This is a genomic window from Porticoccus sp. (genome assembly GCA_023261185.1).
Lineage (GTDB): Bacteria > Pseudomonadota > Gammaproteobacteria > Pseudomonadales > Porticoccaceae > Porticoccus > Porticoccus litoralis.
Genome location: JALRJN010000007.1, coordinates 13,015 through 31,860 on the forward strand (window position 1 = coordinate 13,015; position 18,846 = coordinate 31,860).

Here is an 18,846-nt window from a genome sequence, read left to right on the forward strand (position 1 = left end):
ATTCGGGGCTGGCAACACCTCTTACCGGAGGGAGGTTGCCAGCCTTTTTTTTGATCAAGAGAAAAGCGTCTAGCAGAGACCGTCATATACAGTCATTTCTGATAGAGCAAACCATTATTTAGCGGTGCTGGGAACGGAGGTTGGGCGAACTATACTAAACAGTGAGTTGATGTAAGTTAACACGAGGTACTAGCTTATGGGCGTCTCTCCTGTTTTGGCTGATTATCTCAGCAAACACCACGTCAATTATGAAGTGTTACGACATGAACATACGAGTACTTCCATGGCGACTGCCCGCGAGGCACATGTGCCGCCTGCCAAGCTGGCAAAAGCGGTGATTGTTCGCCAGGACGACCGCTATGCCATGTGCGTTATTCCTGCTGCCAACGAACTGGTGGTGGAATGGCTGGAGTACGGTCGTCAGCACGGATACGAGATTGCCGAGGAATCCGAGTTGCGCCAGCTGTTTCCAGACTGCGATGAAGGGGCGATTCCCTGCCTGGGAGATGCCTTTCATATGGATGTGATTGTGGACAATGCACTGCTTGAAGCGGGCATGGATGTCTACATTGAAGGGGGTGACCACCACCATTTACTTCACCTCAGTCACAAGGATTTTTCGCGGCTGATGTCCAATGCCTGGCCAGCCCCGATCAGTTGCCTGCGCGGTGGGCAGGGCGATAAATCCTATCTTTGGGCTCCGCCCGAAGACGGGTAATTACCGTTCTGCTCACTTGCCACGCGGGAGGATGGTCCCCCATTCCCATTCTCCCGTTTTTTATGCCTCCAGAATGTTCAGGTCATTATCTGTTTGAGCTCTATCCCATAGCAGTCACGGATTTGTGGCTTTATTCAGGTAGGGTATGGTCATGCCGGGCGCAGAAATGGTTGAATGACACTAAAAGCCCAGTATACGGAGCATTCCATGCAGGTCGCCTATACCCCTAAACAATTGCGGGCACGCATACGCTATGGCGAATACCAGACCAATACCTCGGGTCAATGTCAGGGGTTTGTGCAGGGTAATGTGGTGATCCTGCCCGAGGATTGGGCTGCGGACTTTTTGCGCTTCTGCCAGCTGAACCCCCGGCCATGTCCATTGATTGCCATGTCTCAGGTTGGTGATCCATTGTTGCCGGAGCTAGGTGACGAACTGGATATCCGCACGGATATTCCTCGCTACCGGATCTTTCACGGTGGAGAGTTGATGCAGGAGGTCATGGATATCGTCAACCACTGGCGGGATGATCTGGTGACATTTGTCCTGGGCTGTTCTTTTTCCTTCGAGGAAGCCTTGCTGGCGGATGGGCTGGAGATACGCAATATCACCGAAGGCGTCAACGTCCCGATGTACCGTACCAATATTCCCTGCCGCAAGGCGGGCCGTTTCAGCAGTGACATGGTGGTGAGTATGCGACCGATGCTGGCGGCTGACGCGATTCGCGCCGTTCAGATCTGCACGCGCTTTCCATCAGTGCATGGTGCGCCAGTTCATATTGGTGATCCTTCCCTGATCGGTATCCACGATATATCCAGTCCTGATTTTGGCGATGCTGTGAGCATCCACGAGGGAGAGCTGCCCGTGTTCTGGGCCTGTGGGGTAACCCCGCAAGTGGCCCTGGAAACAGCCCGGCCACCTTTGTGTATTACCCATAGTCCGGGTTGCATGCTGGTCACCGACTTGCCCAATAGCAAGCTGGCGGTGCTATGAGCAGCGGTCAGAGGATTGCAACATGCCCCTGTTGTTAAACGCTGATCTGGGTGAAGGTGCTGGCGGCATCGACCTGGATGTCGATGCTGCCGTGATGCCTCATATCCATCAGGCCAATAGTGCCTGTGGTTTTCATGCGGGGGATCAGATGTCGATGCTCAAAACACTGCAATTGGCAGGGCGGCATGGGGTCATGATCGGGGCTCACCCCGGTTATCGGGATCTGGAGGGATTCGGGCGCAGGTCAATGGCCCATACGCCGGAGGAAATCGCGGCGCTTTTGCATTATCAGATTGCCGCACTGGACGGGATGGCTCGCTCCATGGGGTTAACCCTGGCCTATGTCAAACCCCATGGTGCGCTTTACAACGATATGATGAAAGATGCCCAGTTGCGGCGGGCGGTGATGGAGGCCGTGGCAAGCTTTTACCAACCTCTGCACCTGATGATCCAGGCGACCCCCGAGGCTGAAGCGCATCGTCGCGAAGCAGCGGCGTTGGGTGTTCCATTGTGGCTGGAAGCATTTGCGGATCGGTGTTATGACGACAGCGGATTGCTGGTGCCCCGGTCCTGCTCGGGTGCGGTACTCAGCCGGGAACAGACTCTGGCACAGGTGGCGTCACTGGTTGAGACGGGTGAGATCATCGCCGCCGGTGGGCTGCGTTTGCCGCTGGCGGCAGATACGCTCTGCGTGCACGGGGATAACCCGGAAAGTATCCGCGTGATCCGCGAACTCAGGCAACTCGTGTCTTGAGCGTGGAGCCAGTATCGTGAAAATCGCCGTTGCAGGTGAAAATGCCCTGATCATTTATCTTTCCGATCACCTCAGCCCGGAGGTCTCCGATCAGGTACAGCGGGCCGTTCAAGTGTTGGAACAGGCGCTCGGAGATTTGCTGGTGGATCTGGTGCCCTCCTATGCCTCCCTGCTGTTGATTTATGACCTGTACAAAACCGATTACGGCCGCTTGTGTTCACAGATCCCCGCGCTGTTGGCGGAGGCCAAGGGTAGAGCATCTGAGCGCCGTGCCAAGCTGGTGGAACTGCCGGTTTATTACAGCGAGGAATCCGGACCTGACTTGCGAGTCATGGCCAGTCAGACAGGCCTCTCTATCTCCGACATCGTGGACTTACACCAGGCCCGGGAGTACCGGGTTTACGCCATCGGCTTTGCCCCCGGGTTTGCTTACCTGGGAGAGGTGGACGAGCGTATTGCTCATCCTCGCCTGGCAACACCGAGACCTCGGGTGCGACAGGGTAGTGTGGGCATTGCCGGGCGACAGACTGCGGTGTATCCCTCCATTTCCCCCGGTGGCTGGAATTTGATTGGCCGCTGCCCGTTGTTGATGTTTGACCTGCAGGCAGACCCACCGATGCCGGTGGAAGTTGGGGATCGGGTACGTTTTTTTGCCATTGATCGCAGCGAATTCATCTCGATGGGAGGTGAGCTGTGAGCGCAGTCGGCTTCCAGGTTATCAAGCCTGGAGTCATGACCCTGATTCAGGATGGTGGACGCATTGGCTATCACCGCTTGGGGTTGACCACTGGAGGCCCCGCAGACTCCCTAGCGTTTGCCTGGGCAAACCGGCTATGCGGAAACCCCTCGGGTGCATCATCTCTTGAAATTACCGTAGGTGGCCTGGAGCTTGTCGCTGAGGTAACCACCCGAATTGCCGTCTGCGGTGCCGATATGCCACTGGCCATCAATGGCAGACCTATTGAAGGTTGGCGCAGTCACTCTGTTTATCCCGGGGACAAAATTTCGGTGGGCTTTGCCAGAGCCGGAGTGCGAGCCTATCTGGCCACCGCTGGTGGGTTGATGGTGCCAGCGGTTCTGGGGAGCACTGCTACAGTATTACGAGAGGGCATAGGGGGTATGGAGGGTCGTAAACTGGTGGGAGGGGATCGCCTGCCATGTCCTCAAGTTGATAGCGGGGACTGCTTGAAAGTGCCCACGGGCTATCGCCCGGTCTATAACCGGCGAGTGTTGTTGAGGATGGTGATGGGTTACCAGCATGATGCCTTTGCTCCGTCTGAGCGGGAGCGCTTTTATGCGGGGGAATACCAGGTGTCCAGCCAGAGCGACAGGATGGGATATCGACTGGAAGGGCCGGCAGTGCATTGCCGAATGCCGGATATGCTTTCCGAGGGCATTTGCCTGGGCGCAGTTCAGGTGCCCCCTGATGGCCAGCCCATCGTGCTGCTCAGTGATCGCCAGACGATTGGGGGTTATCCCAAACTGGGCGCGGTGCTGTCCGTAGACCTGCCGCTACTGGCACAGTTGCCGGCGGGTGGCAGGGTATCTTTTGCACCGATAACGGTCGACAAGGCTCGGCAGGTGAGACTGCAGGCCACCAAACAATTTGAGCAAATACAGCCGGTAGTCTGTCCAAGTAAAGAGCCTTCAGCGGGGTAAAGAGCCTTCAGCTGGATAGAGAGCCTTAGGTTGAATGAGGTGTCCATGACAAATGAACATGACCAGTTACTCAGCGAGCGCATCGAGCAATTACTGGTGGAGAGAAATATGCGGGGTATGGCGGACCTGCGGGCCCACCTGCGCCCGGGCTATTGCCTGAGGGCTGCCGAGCGTTTAAGAGCGTGTCGCGGTCCGGTTTTGATTGGCACGGGTTTTCCGGTTCTGGACACGTTTGAAACCGATGGGCCAGCCGGTGCCATTGCACTTTACAGGGCGCTCGAAGGTCAGGGTGCGGAACCGATACTGGTCTGTAGCGAACAGTTGGCGATGTCCTTGACCGGTGATTTTCGGGTAGAGGCGATGCCAGTGGGTATTTCCCCACAACTGCCTGAGCGTATCCGTGAGGTGCTGGCGAACATATGCCCCGAGCTGGTGGTAAGTATTGAGCTGCCGGGACGGGCCAGGGATGGTCGTTACTACAATATGCGTGGCGAGGATATCAGTGAGCACACCTTCTGTTTTGATGATTTTCTGACCCTGGCCGACTGCCCCAGTATTGCCATCGGCGATGGCGGCAATGAGATTGGCATGGGAAATCTTGTCGAAGCTTTAGCATCACTGGATATTACGCCCTCTGCCACCCGCTGTGATGAATTGGTGATTGCCGATGTGTCCAATTGGGCGGCCCATGGCCTGGTGGCCATGCTCAGTTACTGGTCTGATATCGATTACCTCTCACAGTGGGATAACCGTGAAGTACTCGAATATCTGGCGGAAAGGGGCAGTGTCGATGGAGTGACCAGAGAAAACACGCTCTCCGAAGATGGCTTGCCCTGTGAAAGTGGCAAGCTGCTGGTGGCGGGCCTACAGCAGCTGGTGAATGAAGCCAGGGGCGGCCGTTAAGTGTCCGCTATGCTTTTCAGGGTGAAAGGGCACTGCTAAGATCGGTCGCTTTTTTCGGGTGTGGAATAACCTTGGCAATTGGGTAAAGAGCTGAGAAAACAATGAGCACAGTATTTTTAAATGGCGACTATTTACCCATGGAGGAAGCCCGTATTTCGCCCATGGACAGGGGGTTCCTGTTCGGTGATGGTATTTACGAGGTTCTGCCTTCCTATGCTGGCCGTATGGTGGGCTTTGACCCGCATATGGAACGTATGAGCCAGGGGTTGTCTGCAGTCGGCATCAAACTGGATTGGAGTAGAACCCGGTGGAAAGCCGTTTGCGATACGCTGATAGAGCGCAATGGCAGCGGTAACCTGGGCCTTTATCTCCATGTCAGTCGCGGTGCGGATAGCCGGCGTTTTCACGCCTACCCGGAGAATGTCTCACCGACGGTATTTGCCTTCACCTTTGAAATACCCGCCGAGCCCGTGGCCGACAAAAGCAGGGTCAAGGCTTTCCGTGTGGTCACTGACCGCGATTTGCGCTGGGAGCGCTGCCATATCAAATCCACGGCGCTGCTTGGCAATGTCATGCATTTTCAGCATGGCTACCAGCAGGGAGTCGATGAAACCTTACTGTTCAACGAGCGGGAAGAACTGACCGAGGCCAGCGCCTGTAATGCCTATATCGTTAAGGATGGGGTGGTGATTACCCCGCCCCTGGACCAGTACAAGCTGCCGGGCATCACCCGTTACATCCTGCTGGATCTGCTGCGCAAAGACGGGCAGATTCCTGTGCAGGAGCGGACTGTCACCAAGGCCGAGGTCTATGCTGCCGATGAAGTCTGGGTCACCAGTTCATCTAAAGAGGTGGTACCTGTTATTGCTGTGGATGGTCGACCGGTTGGCAATGGTGAGGTCGGGGATATCTGGTTGCAGGCGCAGAAAATTTATTCTGCCGGTAAGTTTGATTACTGATTAAAACGCTCAACGAGCCTATTTGAGATAACACAATATTCATGTCCAGACCCGCAAAAGCCCTGATTGATTTAAATGCTCTACGCCACAACGTGGCGCTGGCTAATCAGCTGGCGCCCCAGTCCCGCACCATGGCCATCATCAAGGCCAATGCCTATGGCCATGGCGCAGTTGCGGTGGCCCGTGCGATAGAGGATCTGGTGCCCGCGTTCGGTGTTGCCTGTACCGAGGAAGCGCTGGAGTTGCGGGAGTCGGGAATCGTCAAACCAATCTGCTTGCTGGAGGGCGCGTTCAGCCGTGACGAGATTGATGTTGCTGCTCGGCATGACTTCTGGGTTTCGGTGGTAAACCGTGAGCAGTTGGAGGCCGTGCTGGCTTCCAGGCCTGCCAGCGCACTAAAGATCTGGCTGTGCGTGGATAGTGGTATGCACCGCCTGGGCATTCGCCCCGAGGAACTGGTGGCCACCTATGTGGCATTAAACGCCTGCGACCATGTCGCCAGTGGTATTGTCGTGGCTACCCATTTCGCCTGTGCCGATGAGCTGGATAATGATTTTACCCGGCAACAGCTGGCCCGCTTCAATGCGGGAATGGCCGGTCTGTCTGGCGAGGGGAATATCGCGCTGAGTCTGGCAAACTCTGCGGCACTCCTTGGCTGGCCCGAGTGTCGGGCCGACTGGAATCGACCCGGCATCATGCTGTACGGCAGTTCTCCTTTCCAGGAGCCAAATACATTGGCCGATCAGTTGCAGCCAGTGATGACGTTAAAATCTTCTGTCATAGCGCTTCGTGAGGTGCCGCCTGGTGAGACCGTTGGTTATGGCGCCCGCTGGAGCGCCCGCCAACCGAGCCGTATTGCCACGGTTGCCATGGGCTACGGCGATGGCTATCCCGTTCACGCGCCGGACGGCACCCCTGTGCTGATCAAAGGCCAGCGCTGTCCCATGGTGGGTCGGGTATCCATGGATATGATTACCGTAGATGTCACCAGCCTGCAGGATGTCGCTGTCGGTGACGAAGTGGTGCTGTGGGGCAGTGGGTTGCCCGTCAATGAGGTGGCCAGAAGGGCGGCTACTATCAGTTATGAATTACTGACACGCATGCCCCGTAGAGTGCCAAGAGTTTATCTCGGAGCAGACTCAGGCAGCTGAGTTCGATAGCCCAGTTGTAACCCCAGGGTGAGGATCAGTAGCCCTGCCAGAATCCCTGCCATTCCTTCGTAGACAGCCTGATGCCAGCCCAGCCAGCGCCATAACATGGCGCAGCCAAGCCCTCCGGCAATGGCTATCAGGCTCAGGGAGGGCGTTGGTCGCTTTCCAAGACAGAGAAACAGCAAGAGCGGGGCAAACGCACTCGCCAGACCCGACCAAGCCATCACCACCAGGCTGAATACGCTTTGGCTGTTGCCCAGTGCCCAAATTAATGCGCCGAGAGTGACTAGTACGGTGACGACTTTCATCAGCCATGTTTTCTCGATCCTCTGTGGTAGCAGGTCATGGGTAAGGGTTGCCGAACAGCTCAGCACCAGTGAGTCTGCCGTGGACATAGTGGCGGCGAAGATCCCTGCCAGTATCAGTCCAACCAGCAGGGGTGGAAACAGCTCCAGAGCCATGGTTGGCAGCGCCAGTTCAGCGTCAAAGCTGGCGGTATCCCTGAGATAGATTCTCGATAGCATACCGACGCCTGTCGCCATGGCGTAAAACGCCAGGTACCAGAGGTAGTACCAGCAGCGAGCGCGGTTCATCTGTCTGCTGTCCTTGAGTGTCATAAAGCGAACCATGATGTGTGGTTGCCCAATCACGGATAGGCCCGCGAACATCCAGCTGACAGCAAAGAGGATACCGCCGGCAACACCAGGAAATGCAAGGTCTGAGGGGTACCAGTCGAGAAATCCCTGTAGTTGCGACATTTCCTGATAAACGGACTGGAGACCGCCCAGAGAACTGATGGCGGCAAGCATCAGTAATCCCATGGCGACAATCATCACAGAGGATTGCGCCGCGTCGGTCCAGATGGAGGCGCGTATGCCACCGGCAAAACAGTACAAAGTCACCAGGGTCGCCGACAGGGTGGCTCCAGCCCAGGACGGCCATTCAAACAATACCTGGAGTGCCTTGCTGCCGGCCACCAGCTGGGCACTGGCATAGGCCAGCAGGAAAATCAGGGAAATAATTCCCATGGTGCGTTGCTGGCCATGGTGACGATCACCGTACCAGCTGCTGAGAATGCCCACATAACTGACTTCAGCGGTTTTTGGCGCCTGTTCGCGCAGACGGTGATGGACAAACTGTGATGCGAGGAAGTCGCCGGTAATCCACCCCAGCATGAGCCAGATGGCCGAGAGACCAACCATATAGGTGTAACCGATAACACCGATGAACATGTAACCGCTGTTGTTGGTGGCGACCGCTGAGAGGCCTACCAGCCAGGGCGATACCGAGCTGCTGGCCAGGTAATAGTCGTGCTTGGTGCCACGACTCTTCCTGGCGGATAGCAGGCCGATCACGGTAAACATGAGCAGGAAGGCAACAAATGAAATGATCACGGTGAGATGACAGCGTGCAGAATATGGCCGCTGACCGCAGTCGGCAATTCCAATGTCAGTGGCGTCATTTTCACGGAATAGCGGAGCCCAAGTCTCTCGACAAGGTTCAGGAAGGGTGCTCTGCCACTATCGGCCAAAATCAGTTCGACGCCCTGTTGACGGGTCATGTGGAGGCAGAGACGTTCAATGTCGCGGGCGTTGTCGTCGGAGTAACAGATATCGGCACCAATCATCAGCTCAATATCCCTGAGATCATGTTCGCGCAGACCGGACAGGCTGCAATGTTGGGTCTGCATGTCGATATCATTGTGTCGGCACACCAGCTGCTGGAAAGGGAAGACGTCGGCATCCCTGTCTGTGGCAATAACTTCTACATCGAAGGTTTTTTGCAGGTACGTGCCTGCCAGTCCCCAGCCACATCCGAGTTCCATGGCCTGTCGCGTCCCACTCAGGGAGTGACGGGAAAGATATTCGATCAGCAAATAGCTGGAGCGCCAGATGCGGGAACCAAAATCACTGGGTTGAAAGCCCTCTTCAATCAAATTGGCCACTTCCGGGTGATTTGGTTTCAGCGCCTTTATGCCGTGGACATAAAACTGACTCTCACTGCTTCGCAGGGATTCTGTTTGTACGCTGGCGTCATTCATCACCAGTAGCCGCGCATGTCAGATGCCTTTTCCATCATGAGGCAAGGCATATGGCGCGACCATGGTCGTGGACCTCTACCAGATGGCGGTGGAGGCTCTGGATGGCGCTCTCCCAGTCGTCTTCACTGATTACAAACTGCATATCCACCTGTCGCATGGACTGGTGCATGGCCAGTACGCTGATGTCTTGCTCCGCCAGCGCGGCGACCGTTTTCGCCAAGAGGCCGGGTACCTGCATGTCACTACCAATGGCAGAGACAATGGCGACCTTTTGCTGGTTGATTTCAGCTTCCGGAAACAGATTTTCCAGTTCACGACAAATACGTTTGACGGTTTTCAGGTTCGTGGACAGGTAGTGGGTAATGGTGTTGGCATTGATGTCCTTGGACACCACGTGCCCCCGAAAACGCTCGATGATGCCGAGAATGGCGCTGTCGCTCTGCGCATAATTCCCCGCCATATCCTGATTGAACAGTTCAATGGCAAAGATGCCACGGCAGCCGGCGATAATCTCTACACAGGGTTTATCACTGACGTAGTCGCTGGTGATAAGGGTGCCGCTATGTTCCGGTTCAAAGGTATTTTTTACCCGCAATGGAATCTGGTTCTGACGCAGGCCTTTGGCCGCCTTGGGGTGGATGGCCTCCATGCCCAGGTTAGCCAGCTGGTCGGCCACATCGTAATTTGTCCGGCCAATGGGGACGGCATTTTCATTGCCCACAACCCGGGGATCAGCGCTGCTGAGGTGAAATTCCTTATGGATGATGGCTTCCCTGGCGCCGGTTATCACGGCTAGGCGCGAAAAGGTCATTTCACTGTACCCACGGTCAAACGAGGACATCAGCCCGCTATCTGTGTGTGCATAACCTGTAACAATAGGCAGTTGGGTGTCGAGGTCCAGATCCTTGAACGCGGATTGAATGCGTTCGTCCAGGGAAATGTGACGGTTGGTTTTCCAGCCTGTGAGATCGACAAAGCAGGCATTGACCCCATCCCTTTGTAGAAGTTGAGCAGTATTCCATGCGCTATGGGCCTCTCCGATGCTGGCAAGCATCTCCCTGACCGTGGCCAGGTGGACGTCCAGTGCAAAATGGCCGTGTTGGCAGAGCTTCTTCAGGTCGGTAAGACAGCGTTCTGCTTCGTTGAGGCGGCTGCCGATGAATTCATTGGCACGGGTGAGCAGATCCCTTTCGGGAAAGAGTGCTTCGTTAATGGCAAATAAGCGTCTTTTCAGTTCTATCAGTAAGTCCTGCCAGCTGTCATCCTTAACACCGTTGGCAAACGAGGCAAAGATACCTGGTTGTCCGGTTTTTTTATGTTCAAGCAGCTGATCGGTAACGCCTCCGTAAGCCGAGACGACAAAGACACGCTGGTAAAGCGTATCACCCGCTGGACGATGGATAATGTTATCCCGCACAGCAGCGTAATCGTTCATGGAAGTTCCGCCAATTTTTTCCACGCTGTGAAAACCCATTAAAAAATCACTCCTGTCATTGGGGTTAGTGAAATGCGTTGTTAAGGGGTGCGATCAGGCTTCGACGCTGTCGGCGTTCAGCTCATAGGCGCCTTCTGCGTTGTGAACTTCCTTGCCATTCAGAGGAGGGTTGAAGACACAGGCCATTTTCATTTCCTTGAATGCCCTGAGTATGTGACGGTCGTGTTTGTCCAGAATGTATAGCGTGCCCGGTGTTATCGGGTATTTTTTGCCGTCGTCGAGCGTCTCCACTTCACCCTCGCCGGACATGCAGTAAACCGATTCCAGGTGGTTCTGGTAGTGCATGTGGAAATCGGCACCGGCGTAGATGGTGGTGATATGGAAGGAAAACCCCATGCTGTCATCTTTCAGCAGCATGCGTGTACTTTCCCAGTTGCCATCAGGGGAAACAATACGGCGGTTAGTTTGTTCGGCTTGTTGCAGTTGTCTGACGATCATGTTGTCCTCGGCGCTTGAATAAAAGGGTAAATGACGCCCTTCGATACTTTGAAGGGCGCTATCACATCGGGACGCTGGTTCAGCTGGCCAGCCGTTTAACGTTGAAGTATTTTTTCTGGGCAGGGATGCTGTCTTCTTTTGCGCAAACTTCGCGAATGGTGTTTTCGATGATATCGATACCGCGGGTGAGATTTTCCTCACTGATAATCAGCGGGCAAAGCAGTTTTACGACTTGATCATCGGCGCCACTGGTTTCGATAATGAGGCCCTGCTTAAATGCGCTGCGGGTAATTTTTTCTGCTAGTTCACCATTGACACAGTTGATGCCCTGAAACATTCCCCGACCGCGAGTAGTAAAGTTGCCATCACCATATTGGTCGACGATGGTATTGAGGCGCTGTGACACGTATTCGCCTTTTTTCTTAACTTGTTTGGAGAACTGGTTGTCAGCCCAGTAATGGTCGATAGCCGCCTTGGCAGTGACAAAGGCAAAGTTGTTGCCCCTGAAAGTCCCGTTGTGCTCACCGGGCTTCCAGTGGTCCAGCTCCGGACGAATCAGCACCACGGCAAAGGGCAGGCCGTAGCCGCCCAGTGATTTCGACATGGTGATGATGTCGGGATAGATGCCCGCTTCTTCGAAACTGAAATAGGTTCCGGTGCGACCACAGCCTGCCTGAATATCATCGACAATCAACAACACATCGTGCTTGCGGCAGATTTTTTCCAGGTTGCGTAGCCATTCGAAGCTGGCGGCATTGATGCCACCTTCGCCCTGAACCGTTTCCACGATCACCGCCGCGGGTTTGTCGATGCCGCTGCTGGAGTCGGTCAGTACCTTGTCCAGGTAGATGGTGGTGTCGATGTGATCTCCCAGGTAGCCGTCATAGGGCATACGGCTGGTGCCGCTGAGGCTTACCCCGGCAGCACCGCGGTGGTGTGAATTGCCGGTGGCCGACAGGGAACCGAGGCTGACCCCGTGGAAGCCATTGGTAAATGCGATGATATTTTCCCGGCCCTTGATGTTGCGGGCCAGCTTAAGCGCCGCTTCCACGGCGTTGGTGCCGGTGGGGCCGGTAAACTGCATGACATATTCGAGGTTGCGGGGCTTGAGGATCTTCTCGTTAAAACTTTCCAGGAATTCACCTTTTGCCTTGGTGTGCAGATCCAGGCCGTGGGTGATGCCATCCTGGTGGATATACTCAAGTAGTTTCTCTTTGAATACTGGGTTGTTGTGTCCGTAATTGAGGGTGCCGGCTCCGGCGAGAAAGTCCAGGTACTGGTTGCCTTCCTCGTCGTAAAGGAATTCGCCCTGCGCTTTGTTGAAGACGCGCGGGAAAAAACGGGCGTAGCTCTGAACTTCTGATTCGATCTCTTCAAAAATTTTCATAATGGAGTGTCCTCTTCCTGAGTGAGTTATGAGGCCTCAATGACCTGTGCATTATTAAATGGCCCAATTTTGACGAGGCATTCGGTGTCGTGTTGACCCCGAAAGTGCCTGTCCCGGTCAAATAGGGTTGAATCTTGTGTGTTGGTGTCCAGGCGGTCTGCAAGGCGTTTGAACAGCCCCCAGGAAGCCTGGTTGTCAGCCGTTATGGAGGTTTCCAGGTAGGAAACCTTGGCGCACTGCGGTCGCCTGAGTATCTCGAGCAGCATTCGGCTAGCCAGGCCAAGACCACGGGCCTGTTCGTGGACGGCAACTTGCCAGATGAACAGCGTGTCTGGTCGATCGGGTATCAGGTAGCCAGAAATAAAGCCAACCAGTCGATCGCCCATGTCTACAGCAACCGACGTGTCTCGAAAATGCGAGCATTGCAGCAGATTGCAGTAGACGGAGTTCTGGTCTAGAGGCGGGCACTCAGATACCAGTTGATGTACCTGTGCACCATCTTCCGGCAGCGGTGGACGAAATGAAGTGGCGTGATTCATTGGGTAAAAATTCTCGGGTAAATATGTATAGTTCAAATAATATTTTTTTGTTCGATTTTTAGTATTCTCAGATTTCTATGGGGTTTTCATAGATAATTTTCAAGTCAGGGATTAAATATTGTTTAGAGTTCGAAGTATTATACAGAAAACAGGCAAGCGATCCAAACGGACAGCTATCCATAGGAGGAGAGTGTTCGGCATATACTGTGCCTGAAGCTGATTGGGGGAAGTGACGTTGGAATCGATAGAACAGGTATTGATCGCCCTGCGGCGGGTTATCCGGGCGACGGATTTATATTCCAAGCATCTGGCCAAGACCAGCGGACTTACCGCACCCCAGATCCTCCTTTTACAGGCGATAAGGGACCGTGGGCAGGTAACGATTGGTGAGCTGGCGGAGGAGATCAGTCTCAGTCAGGCGACGGTAACGACGATTATTGATCGGCTGGAGAAACGCGGTCTGGTATACCGACAGCGGTCAACAGAGGACAAGCGGAAGGTTCATGCTTTTCTCACGGATAAAGCTGAACAGGTGCTTCAGGATGCGCCCATGCCATTGCAGGAGCACTTTGCCAGGCAATTTGACGAGCTGCATAACTGGGAGCAGAACATGATTCTTTCGTCCCTGCAGCGGATTGCTGAAATGATGGATGCCCAACACATTGATGCCTCGCCAATCCTGGATATCGGCACGCTGGACCGCTCTTCTACCCCGGCGGAAAAGGGAGCAGCAGCGGGCTCAGAAAACCCGCTGCTGTCCGGCGAAGAGGTCAATCGATCAGTGCGTATTCGTCACGCAGAATCTGAATAATTTCGGCTTTGGGGTTTTCTGGTAAATGCAGTGTTTCGCCAGTGATTCGCTCAGCGATGGATACATAGGTTTTTGATACTTCCATCAGTACGGATTCCGGCAGTGCATTGTGTTGTGCCAATGCCTTGCGCTCATCCATCCGATCCTTGTTGAGCAGAATGTCTGGGTCGGGGAAGTGGTTAAGCAGCAGCTGTCTGAAGCTTTCCTTGGAGTTTTCAACCACCTCACCATTTCGGTAGCTGGGGCCGTCCCAGATTCTGGATGAGTCAGGGGTGCCTACTTCATCCATGTAGATCAGTTTGCGCTGGCCATGGCTGTCGGTGACGTAGCCGAACTCGAATTTGGTATCCACGAAAATCTGGTCAATCGACGCAAGGGCATTGCTGATCACGTCAAAGCCTTCTTTCAACAGCACTTCGTAGCGATCGATATCACCGAGGCTGCGGAAGTTAAAAGCCTGATAATTGTTTTCGATATCGGCCCGTGAAATATTCACATCATCTGCTTCGGGAATACCCGGCAGTCCGGTCATGATGCCTTTGGTGGATGGTGTGATCAGCAGTTCGGGAAGCTTCTGGTCTTTTTGCAGATCGTCAGGCAATTGGATTCCACAGAATTCCCTTTCACCCTTGAGGTAGGAGCGCCACATGGAACCGGTAATGTACTGTCGGCAAATGGCCTCAATCATTACGGGCTCTGCTTTTTGCACAATCCACACCAGCGGGTGGGGGATTTCCAGAATATGGCTATCCGCTAGGCCTTTCTCTCTGAACAGCTTGAACCAGTGATTGGAGATGGCGTTGAGGGCGGCGCCTTTGCCAGGCACCCCATTCATGCCACCTTCGCCGTGCCAGATACAATCAAAGGCAGAAATTCTGTCGCTGATTACCATGATAGCCAGAGGGGCGTCTGCCGCCACATCGTAGCCGCGTTCTTTAATTAGACGGCGACTATCTGATTCTGTCAGCCAGTAGACAGAGCGAACTTTGCCGCTATGGATAGGGTCGTGGGTGCGAATGGGCAGGTCGTCGTTGACGGCCAGTACTTTATCGGCGAGGTTCATTGTGTTGTGTCCTGTCATCGGCGGAGATAATTACGTTATTGCTCAGCCTGTCTCCGCTGCCAGTGTGCATTTCGGGTTTAGCAAACCCGACCAGTGAAGGCGGGAAATTCTACCAGAACGTGAACGCGGCACCAGATGCCGCGCGTCATTCTTGTTGATGATTTAGTCGGGTCGCAGGGCGTACTTGCCGGTTCCCTGAAGGGCCACGGCTATGGCAGCTAGCAGGAACATGCCCTGCAGTTCAATACCCCAGCCACCATGGTTTGTGAGGGAAAAGACATCACCGCCGTGAACCAGGATGATGGCGGCCAGCATGTTGCCAGCAATTAAAATGGCACCCAGGCGGTTGAAGTAACCAAAAATGACCATCAGGGGCGCAAGCACTTCACCGAGATATACCAGGTAGGCCAGCTCGCTGGGCAAGCCAAAATTGCTTAGCTTACCGCTGATAAAGTCTAGGGTACCCGGGTTGATAATTTTCGCTACCCCGTGCAACAGAATCATGATGCCAAGACCGAGTCTCAATAGAAATGTTGCCAGTGATTGGTAGTAATTCATGGTTGCCTGACTCCTGCACTATGCTGGAAATAACCGGGGTATTTCGGTGATATTAGCAGCGCACAGCAATCTTTCCTATTCACGGCGGTGAGTTTCTTGGTCAGCTTCGGCCTTCAAGGTATGATGGCGCCCGTATTGGGCAGCGATACCCGTCAGAGTAACTAGTGGAGACTGGCAATGATTATCAAACCGAGAGTCCGTGGCTTTATGTGCATTACCACCCATCCGGTGGGCTGTGAGGCCAATGTCAAACAGCAGATTGACTACATCAAAAGTCAGGGATCTTTTGATGGGCCCAAGAGAGTGCTGGTGATCGGAGCTTCCACGGGGTACGGGCTGGCCGCAAGAATTACTGCTGCCTTTGGCTGTGGAGCGTCTACGCTGGGTATCTTTTTTGAGAAAGAGGGTGCTGACAAGAAACCGGGTACAGCCGGCTGGTACAACTCGGCAGCTTTCCACAAATTCGCGGAGGCAGAGGGCCTGTATGCAAAAAGCATCAACGGTGATGCCTTCTCCGATGAGATCAAACAGAAAGCCATTGAGACGATCAAGGCTGACCTAGGACAGGTGGACCTGGTGATCTACAGCCTGGCTTCACCTCGCCGCCAGCACCCAAAAACCGGTGAACTGTTTAACTCCACACTTAAGCCCATTGGTAAGGATGTGACCTTGCGGGGCATTAACACCGATAAGGAAGAAATTCAGGAGTTTTCTCTGGAAGCGGCCAGTGATGAAGAAATTGCCAACACTGTTGCGGTGATGGGTGGTGAAGACTGGCAGATGTGGATGGAAGCTCTGGATTCAGCCGGGGTGCTGTCAGAAGGCGCCAAGACCGCAGCATTTACCTACGTGGGCGAGAAAGTGACCTGGGATCTCTACTGGGATGGCACCATTGGTCAGGCGAAAAAAGACCTCGACAAGAAGGTGCGCGGTATTCGTGAGCAACTAGCAGCAATTGGTGGTGATGCTCGGGTGGCGGTACTGAAGGCTGTGGTAACACAGGCTAGTTCGGCCATTCCCATTATGCCGCTCTATCTTGCCCTGCTGTTCAAGGCCATGAAGGACGCGGGCACCCACGAGGGGTGTATTGAGCAGTTATATCGCTTGTATACCGAGTGCCTCTATAGTGATGACCCGAGAATGGATAGTGAAGGCCGGATACGTGTGGATGAACTGGAACTGCGTCCAGAAATTCAGCAGCGGGTGTCTGAAGATTGGTCCCGCATTACCACCGAGAATATTCCGGAACTGACCGACTTCAAGGGTTACAAGCACGAGTTCCTCAAGCTATTTGGTTTTGATATTGAGGGCGTTGATTACGACGCGGATGTGGACCCCGTCGTACCCATCAAAAACCTGGTTTAGGGGGCTGAACAAAGAGGGGGCTGCAAAAACAGGATGCAATGACGTTGTACCGACTGTCTCCTCTGGTTAGGCGGGTGACCGCGCCGAACAGCAACCTCATGACTGGTCCCGGGACCAACAGCTATTTGGTGGGTAACCGAGAGCTGGCACTGATTGATCCGGGGCCTGCCATTCCCTCGCACATAGATCAATTGCTTACCTTCTGCGGTGACCGTTTGCGCTGGATTCTGGTGACCCATACCCACCCAGATCATTCACCAGCAGCCAAACAGATCTCGAATGTCACCGGCGCAAAGATGATTGGTTGTGTCATGGCTGATGATGGTCATCAGGACCGCACCTTCGAGGTGGAGGAAAACCTCAACCACGGACAATTGCTGGAATCCCCGGAATTTATTCTTGAGGCAATCCATACACCGGGCCATGTAGCCAACCAGTTCTGCTTCCTGCTGCAGGAAGAGGGCATGCTCTTTTCCGGGGATCACATTATGCAGGGCTCCTCCGTGGTGATTATTCCCCCCAGCGGCAATATGGCGGCCTACATTCGATCTACCCGGCATTTGATGAACTATTCCATTAACACCATTGCGCCTGGCCATGGCGATCTGCTGAATAATCCGGCGGGTGTTCTGGAGCAGATAGTTAACCACCGGCTTCAGCGGGAGCAGAGGGTTATTGAGGCGCTTCGACATTTGGGTGAATCCGGGATGGATACACTACTGAAACATGTCTACAGCGATGTCAGTACCGATCTCTTACCCATGGCGAAATTGTCCCTGTGGGCACATTTGCTCAAGCTGGAAGAAGACGGCGTAGCACAGAAGAAGATTGCTCAGCACTGGGCCTTTGGAGAAGAGCGCTGGGTACTGTTGCCGTAACAAATATCCTTTATTCCTGTTGCGAACCCTGTCTGCGCCTTCTATACAGAAGAAATGGATACTGATATTCACACACTGTCAGGCCTATTTGATCAACTGGGCCTGCCCTCCAGCCAGCAGGAGATAGAGGGGTTCGTGGCGGCTCACAAGCCTCTGCCGAGTGATGTCTATCTGGCCGCAGCGCCTTTTTGGAATTGTGCCCAGCGTGCCTTTATCGCAGAGGCGATCACCAACGACTCCGACTGGGCAGAACAGGTCGACCAACTTGACGCGCTGCTACGCTCCTGACCCGACAGAGTGAGGCCCCTGATATGAGAGGTTGAGACTCCTGATATGACAAGTTGAGACTCTCGCTGCTCGCCTGCTTTGCCCGTATAATGCCAGCCCCGCAGAATACGGACGTCAGATGTACGAAAATCAGCAGTACCAATGGCACTTTTTACATCCGCGATACTGGCTGACCTGGCTGGGCATCGGCTGCTGGTGGTTGCTGGTTATGCTGCCTTATCCGCTAATTGTCTGGTTGGGAACCCAGGTGGGGGCGGTCATGTACTGGATTGGCGGCTACCGGCGCGAGATCGCTGAAATCAACCTTAAGCTCTGCTTTCCGGATATGGACGAAGCCCAGCGCCGAAAATTGTTGCGGGATAATTTTACCAGCTATGGCATCGCGTTCTTTGAGATTGGGATTGCCTGGTGGTGGCCCACTGGGCGTTTTAATCGTTTGGTGCAATTGGAAGGCATGGAGCAAATTGAGCAGCTCAACGGTAGGGGTGCTTTGCTCATGGCCATCCACTACACCACACTGGAGATCGGCGCCTCCGCTTTGTCCTCCCGGCACTCCATTGATGGGATGTACAGGGCACACAAGAATCCCGTCTACGATTATGTGCAAAGCCGTGGTCGCAGGGCACGCGATCCTGTCGGGGTGGTGTATCCCAGGGAGGATGTCAGGGGTATGTTCAAGGCCCTACGCCAGGGGCGGATTATCTGGTATGCCCCGGACCAGGATTACGGTCGCAAGCAAAGTGTTTTTGCGTCGTTCTTTGGTGTACAGGCCGCCAGTGTGACGGCAACTGCACGATTTGCAAAAACCGGGAATGCTGCCGTATTGCCATTTTCCCATGTCCGTCT

21 protein-coding genes are annotated in these 18,846 nt (G+C 54.3%); 13 read left to right on the forward strand and 8 right to left on the reverse strand.

From position 1 onward, the window contains the following. The first annotated feature begins 196 nt into the window (after positions 1 to 196). The 8 genes from ACYZYZ_RS00700 (at position 197) to alr (ending at position 7,137) form a co-directional block, all read left to right on the forward strand. Positions 197 to 718 carry an aminoacyl-tRNA deacylase gene (locus ACYZYZ_RS00700; protein ID WP_305169055.1) on the forward strand — a complete coding sequence of 174 codons (522 nt, stop codon included), beginning with the start codon at positions 197 to 199 and terminating at the stop codon, positions 716 to 718. Between the two features lie 174 nt (positions 719 to 892). Further along, positions 893 to 1,711, forward strand: coding sequence for a putative hydro-lyase (locus ACYZYZ_RS00705; RefSeq protein ID WP_305169054.1), 819 nt, complete (start codon positions 893 to 895; stop codon positions 1,709 to 1,711). Positions 1,712 to 1,733: 22 nt separating this feature from the next. After that, on the forward strand, positions 1,734 to 2,465 hold the full coding sequence (locus ACYZYZ_RS00710) for a 5-oxoprolinase subunit PxpA (protein ID WP_461482906.1): 732 nt from the start codon (positions 1,734 to 1,736) through the stop codon (positions 2,463 to 2,465). 16 nt (positions 2,466 to 2,481) lie between these two features. Further along, a complete protein-coding gene (gene pxpB, locus ACYZYZ_RS00715; RefSeq protein WP_305169052.1) occupies positions 2,482 to 3,162 on the forward strand; it encodes a 5-oxoprolinase subunit PxpB in 681 nt (226 codons plus the stop codon). After that, the gene (locus tag ACYZYZ_RS00720) at positions 3,159 to 4,124 is read left to right on the forward strand and encodes a 5-oxoprolinase subunit C family protein (RefSeq protein WP_305169051.1); all 966 of its coding nucleotides are present in this window, start codon (positions 3,159 to 3,161) and stop codon (positions 4,122 to 4,124) included. The genes pxpB and ACYZYZ_RS00720 overlap by 4 nt, the downstream gene beginning before the upstream one ends. Positions 4,125 to 4,169: 45 nt before the next feature. Further along, positions 4,170 to 5,027 carry a DUF4392 domain-containing protein gene (locus tag ACYZYZ_RS00725; protein ID WP_305169050.1) on the forward strand — a complete coding sequence of 286 codons (858 nt, stop codon included), beginning with the start codon at positions 4,170 to 4,172 and terminating at the stop codon, positions 5,025 to 5,027. Between the two features lie 101 nt (positions 5,028 to 5,128). Beyond that, complete coding sequence (locus ACYZYZ_RS00730) at positions 5,129 to 5,986, forward strand: aminotransferase class IV (protein WP_305169049.1); 858 nt, start codon at positions 5,129 to 5,131, stop codon at positions 5,984 to 5,986. Positions 5,987 to 6,027: 41 nt separating this feature from the next. Beyond that, positions 6,028 to 7,137 (forward strand): alanine racemase, encoded by a 1,110-nt coding sequence (alr, locus tag ACYZYZ_RS00735; protein WP_461482907.1) that lies wholly within the window; start codon positions 6,028 to 6,030, stop codon positions 7,135 to 7,137. Here alr and ACYZYZ_RS00740 read toward each other — a convergent pair. The 6 genes from ACYZYZ_RS00740 to ectA form a co-directional block, all read right to left on the reverse strand. Beyond that, entirely contained in the window at positions 7,110 to 8,531 is a 1,422-nt protein-coding gene (locus tag ACYZYZ_RS00740; RefSeq protein ID WP_461482908.1) for a sodium/proline symporter, read from the reverse strand. The genes alr and ACYZYZ_RS00740 overlap by 28 nt on opposite strands. Continuing rightward, positions 8,528 to 9,178: a class I SAM-dependent methyltransferase gene (locus ACYZYZ_RS00745; protein WP_461482909.1), complete on the reverse strand. Its 651-nt coding sequence runs from the start codon at positions 9,176 to 9,178 to the stop codon at positions 8,528 to 8,530. The genes ACYZYZ_RS00740 and ACYZYZ_RS00745 overlap by 4 nt, the downstream gene beginning before the upstream one ends. A gap of 34 nt (positions 9,179 to 9,212) precedes the next feature. Further along, the gene (locus ACYZYZ_RS00750; RefSeq protein WP_305169045.1) at positions 9,213 to 10,652 is read right to left on the reverse strand and encodes an aspartate kinase; all 1,440 of its coding nucleotides are present in this window, start codon (positions 10,650 to 10,652) and stop codon (positions 9,213 to 9,215) included. Positions 10,653 to 10,706: 54 nt separating this feature from the next. Continuing rightward, positions 10,707 to 11,111 (reverse strand): ectoine synthase, encoded by a 405-nt coding sequence (locus ACYZYZ_RS00755; RefSeq protein ID WP_305169044.1) that lies wholly within the window; start codon positions 11,109 to 11,111, stop codon positions 10,707 to 10,709. Positions 11,112 to 11,190: 79 nt separating this feature from the next. Continuing rightward, a complete protein-coding gene (gene ectB, locus ACYZYZ_RS00760) occupies positions 11,191 to 12,498 on the reverse strand; it encodes a diaminobutyrate--2-oxoglutarate transaminase (RefSeq protein ID WP_461482910.1) in 1,308 nt (435 codons plus the stop codon). A gap of 26 nt (positions 12,499 to 12,524) precedes the next feature. Next, positions 12,525 to 13,037: a diaminobutyrate acetyltransferase gene (gene ectA / locus ACYZYZ_RS00765; RefSeq protein ID WP_461482911.1), complete on the reverse strand. Its 513-nt coding sequence runs from the start codon at positions 13,035 to 13,037 to the stop codon at positions 12,525 to 12,527. 235 nt (positions 13,038 to 13,272) lie between these two features. Here ectA and ACYZYZ_RS00770 point away from each other — a divergent pair, with 235 nt between their 5' ends. After that, a complete protein-coding gene (locus ACYZYZ_RS00770) occupies positions 13,273 to 13,848 on the forward strand; it encodes a MarR family winged helix-turn-helix transcriptional regulator (RefSeq protein ID WP_305169041.1) in 576 nt (191 codons plus the stop codon). On the opposite strand, the gene ACYZYZ_RS00775 is transcribed toward ACYZYZ_RS00770, so the two are convergent. Together ACYZYZ_RS00775 and ACYZYZ_RS00780 are read right to left on the reverse strand one after the other, a co-directional pair. Next, on the reverse strand, positions 13,808 to 14,911 hold the full coding sequence (locus ACYZYZ_RS00775; protein WP_305169040.1) for a phosphoribosylaminoimidazolesuccinocarboxamide synthase: 1,104 nt from the start codon (positions 14,909 to 14,911) through the stop codon (positions 13,808 to 13,810). The two genes, ACYZYZ_RS00770 and ACYZYZ_RS00775, sit on opposite strands and share 41 nt — an antisense overlap. A gap of 162 nt (positions 14,912 to 15,073) precedes the next feature. Continuing rightward, positions 15,074 to 15,469, reverse strand: a complete 396-nt coding sequence (locus ACYZYZ_RS00780; protein WP_461482912.1) for a DoxX family protein — start codon at positions 15,467 to 15,469, stop codon at positions 15,074 to 15,076. 177 nt (positions 15,470 to 15,646) lie between these two features. Here ACYZYZ_RS00780 and fabV point away from each other — a divergent pair, with 177 nt between their 5' ends. The 4 genes from fabV to lpxL all read left to right on the forward strand — a co-directional run. Beyond that, positions 15,647 to 16,834, forward strand: coding sequence for an enoyl-ACP reductase FabV (fabV, locus tag ACYZYZ_RS00785; protein ID WP_461482913.1), 1,188 nt, complete (start codon positions 15,647 to 15,649; stop codon positions 16,832 to 16,834). Between the two features lie 98 nt (positions 16,835 to 16,932). After that, the gene (locus ACYZYZ_RS00790) at positions 16,933 to 17,712 is read left to right on the forward strand and encodes an MBL fold metallo-hydrolase (RefSeq protein ID WP_461482914.1); all 780 of its coding nucleotides are present in this window, start codon (positions 16,933 to 16,935) and stop codon (positions 17,710 to 17,712) included. Positions 17,713 to 17,766: 54 nt separating this feature from the next. Then, positions 17,767 to 18,000: a DUF2789 domain-containing protein gene (locus ACYZYZ_RS00795; protein ID WP_305169036.1), complete on the forward strand. Its 234-nt coding sequence runs from the start codon at positions 17,767 to 17,769 to the stop codon at positions 17,998 to 18,000. Between the two features lie 118 nt (positions 18,001 to 18,118). Continuing rightward, a partial coding sequence (lpxL, locus tag ACYZYZ_RS00800) for an LpxL/LpxP family Kdo(2)-lipid IV(A) lauroyl/palmitoleoyl acyltransferase (RefSeq protein ID WP_461482915.1) occupies positions 18,119 to 18,846 on the forward strand: 728 nt, incomplete at its 3' end.